This window comes from Variovorax sp. 22077 (genome assembly GCF_052044195.1).
GTDB lineage: Bacteria > Pseudomonadota > Gammaproteobacteria > Burkholderiales > Burkholderiaceae_C > Variovorax > Variovorax atrisoli.
In genome coordinates, this window is record NZ_JBQEQC010000055.1 from 1 (window position 1) to 4,725 (window position 4,725).

Consider the following 4,725-nt stretch of genomic DNA (forward strand, 5'->3'; position numbering starts at 1 on the left):
TCTTCTCGACGATGTTGATGATGTCCAGGAACACATCCACCAGCGCCATGATGTTGCCGACGATCGGGATGCTGCCCAGCACCATCGTCAGCCGCTCCAGCGTCACGTAGCCGCCGCTGAACGAGCGCAGCCACTCGTCCACCGCCTTGCTCGCAGCGGCGACGTCCTCCTTCACGATCGTGTTCAACGGCGCTACCGCCGTCTGCGGCTCGCGCTCGGTCGGCGCCTTTTTTTCTTCCGTCCCTGCCATATGCGTTTCCGTCAGTTGATGTTGGCGCCCTGGAACTCGAGCTGCTCGAAGGTGCTGCCCGTGAAGTCCACGCTGCGTCCCTGCAGCCCCTGCGCATGCACCACGGTGCCGCTGCAGTCCAGAACGCCGACGTCGTTCCAGCTGCCGCCTGCGAAGCTGATGTCGTCCCATTGGCACTGCCTGAAAGTGCTGCTCGCGATGCTCGCGCCGTCGAAGTTCGCGCGCGTGAAGCTGCAGTTGATGAACGTGCAGCCGGTGATCGAGATGCTGCCGAAGTCGCACTCGGTGAAGCTGCAGCCCGTGAACTGGCAGCCGCTCCAGCCTGCCTGCTTGAAGCTGGTGGCCGTGAAGCTCGTGCCCGCGAAGGTCGTCGCGGCGAACTGGGCGAGGCCCAGGTCGAGCCCGGCGTAGGCAAAGCTGTCGGCCTGGCCGACGAGCCCGGCGGGAGCACCGCCTGCGCCTTTGCGCCACATGTCGTGGGCGAGGATGATGATTTGGGAAGACATATCGAAGAATCCTTGGATGACGCCGTCGACTCAACGCGAGAGCTGCTTCCGGAGGACCCGGCCAGCGCGCTTCTCGATCAGGAGGTTGGGTTCGGGCAGGCCCGGCAAGGCGCCGCGGTAGCCTTGTGGCTTGCCCTTTGCCACCCACGACGCGCTGTAGTCGCCGGATTCTTCGGCCAGGACGAGTTTGTAGTTTTCGAGCTGCAGGCCTGAAGACCTTGCATCGGCGCAGGCTGCCGCAATCGCCTGCGCCGCCAGGCCATCGACTTCGATGGTTACGTTCATTCTTTTCTCCCTTGCAAATTTAAGAGCCGCGAACTCGGGCGCCCGCAACGTCTTTAGAACCAGACTAGGTGCCGGACGTCATTACCGGCTCCCCTGCTCCCGAAGTATTTCGCCGGTGGTTTTGGAGGCGATGTACGTGATCGACAGCCCCAGCTTGCTGGCGTTGCCGAGCCCCTTTTGCCCCGGAGGCAGCTTGGCGGTGAACGCAATGCCGATGGTGTTGATTCCGTTCTCGTCTTGGCCGTTTTCCTTCTTTCTTTCTGCGATGTGAACGTTGAAATTACTCAGGTCCTGCCCGGTCTTCTCGAACAGCCTGAAGGCGTCAGCCAACGCGATCACCACCGGGGTGTTGAGTACCAGCTGATTCGGCGACTCGATCTCGAAGAGCGGCAAGACCGAACCATCGAGGCCGCTGCTCACGGATGCGAGCCCCGGGCTTTCGCGCGCGCCGCTTCGATTTCCTTCAGCAGATCGCCGGCCTCCGCATTACCGTTCTTCGCCGACTCCGCCGCCCAATGCGCGGCTCCGGCGAGGTCCTTGCCGCTCATGTAGAGGTCGTAGGCGAGGTTGTGCTGCGCGACGACGTGTCCGGCCTTGGCCGCGATCGTCAGCCAGCGGATGCGCTGAGCCTCGTCCGAAGACGCGAATGTGTAGTACAGCGAAAGGCGGAACGCGGCTTCGGCGTCACCGGTCTCGGCCTTGGCGGCCAGGTCGGCTCGCTGCGCATCCGTGAGCGAATAGGTCTGCGCACCCGAGATGGGCGAAGAGGAAGAAGAAGAGGCCGGGCCAGCGTCGGGCGTGTCCATGGTTTGGTTCTCCGTTGCGTAAGAGACTGAAAGGTTCAGAAGAAGAGGAAGAAGCAGGGCCAGCTTCGCGCCGAACCCGAGATCGATGTTCTTCATGACTTGGGATTGAAGGTATGCCAGACGCCGGGATCGGCGGTGTCCATGGTGCCGTCGGCCTTCTGGCCGGCAGGTTTGTAGGCGCCGTGGGGCCAGATCCACAGGAGCTTGTCGGGCGCCACGACAGGCGCATTGAGCTCGTTGGCCAGTTTCTGGGCGTAGGGGTCGGTACCCTTGCCGGTCTCGCACGACATCAGCTGCACCTTCTGGCCGTCCGTATATGACGGATGCGCCTTGATCCGCTGCGCCATCTGCGCGGGGGTGATGCCCTTGAGCGCCGTGTCGGTCATGATGCTCGGGTTGCCATGGGAGCCGACCGTGAAGGTGCCGGGCGGACTTGCGATGTTGTCGGCCGACTGGCGGATCGCCTCGTTGTGCGGGAACAGGTTGATGTCGACCAGCCCCAGCGGATCGATACCCCGCACGGGGTTGCCGCCGACGTAGGCATACAGGTTGAGGCCGCCCGCAAGCCCCAGCGGGTCGGGCGAGACATACCGGCCGCTCGCCGGATCGTAGTAGCGGTAGCGGTTGTAGTGCAGGCCGGTTTCGGCGTCGAAGTACTGCCCCTGGAAGCGGATGGGGTTCACGATGCCGGCACGTCGTCCCGCTTCGCTGATGACTTCGCGCGCCTCGCCCCAGGCCTTGTACTGGGCCGACCAGCCGACCCGGCCCTCGTGATCGGTCAGATCCCGGGGCGTGCCGAGGTGGTCGCACTGATAGAAGGCGATCTCGTCCGCCTCGAAGCTGCGTTGCCCCGGCTGGAGCTCGCCGTTCCACAGCGGGTCCTGCTCGATGTCGTAGGCGCCACCGTTGGCGGCCATGAGTTCCCGCACGTCGGGCGTCCTGCCCGGCACGATCGCATGCGCCTGGCGCAGCTGGACCAGCGGAGCGAAGGAGCGCGGCTCATGAACGTAGTGCACGCTCCATCCGCGCCCCTCGTCCTCCTGCTCTGCGCTGAGGCTCTGTGTGCTCTCGAAGGCGAGCGTGTCGCCATCCCAGCCGAATCTGGTGATGCTGTCTCGCGAACGCTTGGAAATGCGGCGCCCCAGCGGGTCGTAGGCGAACGAGGTTGGCGTGCCATCTTCGTCCGTGGCGGAGCTCAGGCGCCCGAAACCGTCCCACGCGAAGGTGGTCGACCGGCCGTTGCACACGCGCTCGACCATGTTTCCGTGTTCGTCATACCGATAGCGGACGCCGGCATAGGCCCTGAGCAGGTTGTCGAGCAAGGGAGCGACAGGGACGCGGGTTTCACCGGCCGCGCCGACGGGCTCGGCGATGTTGCCCGCCGGATCGAAGGCGAAGGTCTCGCGCCCCAGCCGGCTGTTGGACTCGACGAGGCGGCCGACAGGGTCGTAGCGGTAGTCGAGGTTGCCATGATGGCTGTCGCCGATGGCAATCAACTGCCCCGCCTTGTCGTAGCCGTAGGTGCGCTGCAGCCCCAGCGCGCCGGGTGCGCTGGCCTGCCCCGGCACGACCTGCTGTTCCAGTCGCCGCCCTGCGTTGTCATAGCGCAGCTTCTGGGTCAGGCCGTTGCACTGCTCGCGCACCACTTCGCGATGGAGGTCGTCGCGCTCGAAGCCGAGGATGTCGCGTCCGTCGAGCAGCAGGCCGTGCACGTGGCCCGAACCGTAGGTGAGCCACTGGGTCGTATGGCCGTCGGGGCGGATCGTGGCGACGCGCTGGTTGAGCGCGTCGTAGCGGTGCTGCCAAATCGCGGTGCGCCCGGCCTGCAGGTCATGCTGATGCTCGCGCGTCAGGTTGCCGGCCGGGTCGTAGAACCACTGCAGACGTGCATCGCTGTTCGACGCCTCGACCATGCGTCCGTTGCGGTCGAAGGCGAAGCGCTCGACCTGGCCACCGGCGGACCGCTCGGTCATCCGGCCCATCGCATCGGCCTGCAGCCGCACCGCTCGCCCGGCAGCTTCGACCTCGACGAGCCGGCCGGTGCTCTCTTCGTAGCGGTACCTCGTGGTCCTGCGCGCGAAGTCGGTCTTCTCCAGCAGTCGACCCACGGGGTCGTAGCGCAGGCTGTGGCGGCTGCCGTTCTCGTTGCGCAATTCGACAAGACGGCCCAGCAGATCCCACTGGTACCTGAGCGAATGCCCCTCGGCATCGGTGCGGCCTGCGATGAGCCCTGCACGGTTGTAGCTGTAGTGCGTGCGGCGCCCGAGTCCGTCGACATGCGCGAGCATGCGCCCCTCGGGGTCGTGCAGTTTCTGCTCGCGCGTGCCGTCGGGCAGCACGATCTCGTGGAGCAGGCCCGGCACGCTGCCTTGGGCACGCAGCACCGCGTCTTCCTGCGGACGGCTGTAGAGATGGCGCGTGACATTGCCCGCCGGATCGACGGCCGTGGCGAGCCGGCCGCGATCGTCGTAGGTCCAGCGGCTGGTCTTGCCTGAGCAATCGGTGAGGCTTGCGAGCCGGCCGCGAGGCGTGTAGCTCATCAGCTTCGTGCCGCCCTTCGCATCGGTGATGCGCACGGGCCTGCCGGCCTTGTCGTAGGCGTACTCGGTCTTGTGGCCCAGCGGATCGATCTCTTCGGTGAGATGGCCCTGCGCGTCGTAGTCGCGCTTCCACACACCACCTTCCCCGTCACGGATGCCCGTGAGCCTGTTCAGCCTGTCGTACTCGTGGTGCACGCGGCTTCCATCGGCACGCGTGTGCGTCTGCAGGTTGCCGTCGGCGTCGTAGGTGTAGTCGTCCGTCGTGCCGTCGGTGTGCACGTGACGCGTGATGTTCTTCGCGTCATCGCGGAAGAACCACTCCTGCAGCCCGTCCGGAT

Annotated in this window: 6 protein-coding genes; all 6 read right to left on the bottom strand. The window is 65.6% G+C overall.

Annotated features, from left to right (window positions below; translation table 11 throughout):
• Positions 1–250, bottom strand: a 250-nt coding sequence (locus tag ACTJLF_RS34340; protein WP_440884861.1) for a hypothetical protein, incomplete at its 3' end; no start/stop codon positions are given.
• 11 nt (positions 251–261) lie between these two features.
• Positions 262–756, bottom strand: coding sequence for a pentapeptide repeat-containing protein (locus ACTJLF_RS34345; protein WP_354409721.1), 495 nt, complete (start codon positions 754–756; stop codon positions 262–264).
• Positions 757–786: 30 nt separating this feature from the next.
• Positions 787–1,041, bottom strand: coding sequence for a hypothetical protein (locus tag ACTJLF_RS34350; protein WP_019658740.1), 255 nt, complete (start codon positions 1,039–1,041; stop codon positions 787–789).
• An 81-nt stretch (positions 1,042–1,122) separates the two neighbouring features.
• A complete protein-coding gene (locus ACTJLF_RS34355; RefSeq protein ID WP_440884862.1) occupies positions 1,123–1,461 on the bottom strand; it encodes a hypothetical protein in 339 nt (112 codons plus the stop codon).
• Positions 1,458–1,943 carry a hypothetical protein gene (locus ACTJLF_RS34360; protein WP_019658742.1) on the bottom strand — a complete coding sequence of 162 codons (486 nt, stop codon included), beginning with the start codon at positions 1,941–1,943 and terminating at the stop codon, positions 1,458–1,460. Before ACTJLF_RS34360 ends, ACTJLF_RS34355 begins: the two co-directional genes overlap by 4 nt.
• Positions 1,940–4,725, bottom strand: a 2,786-nt coding sequence (locus ACTJLF_RS34365; RefSeq protein ID WP_440884863.1) for an RHS repeat-associated core domain-containing protein, incomplete at its 5' end; no start/stop codon positions are given. The genes ACTJLF_RS34360 and ACTJLF_RS34365, both read right to left, overlap by 4 nt.

Excerpts from the sequence above, each read along its gene's own strand:
- ACTJLF_RS34350 (WP_019658740.1), bottom strand. The coding sequence starts at position 1,041 with ATGAACGTAACCATCGAAGTCGATGGCCTGGCGGCGCAGGCGATTGCG.
- ACTJLF_RS34345 (WP_354409721.1), bottom strand. The coding sequence starts at position 756 with ATGTCTTCCCAAATCATCATCCTCGCCCACGACATGTGGCGCAAAGGC.
- ACTJLF_RS34360 (WP_019658742.1), bottom strand. The coding sequence starts at position 1,943 with ATGAAGAACATCGATCTCGGGTTCGGCGCGAAGCTGGCCCTGCTTCTT.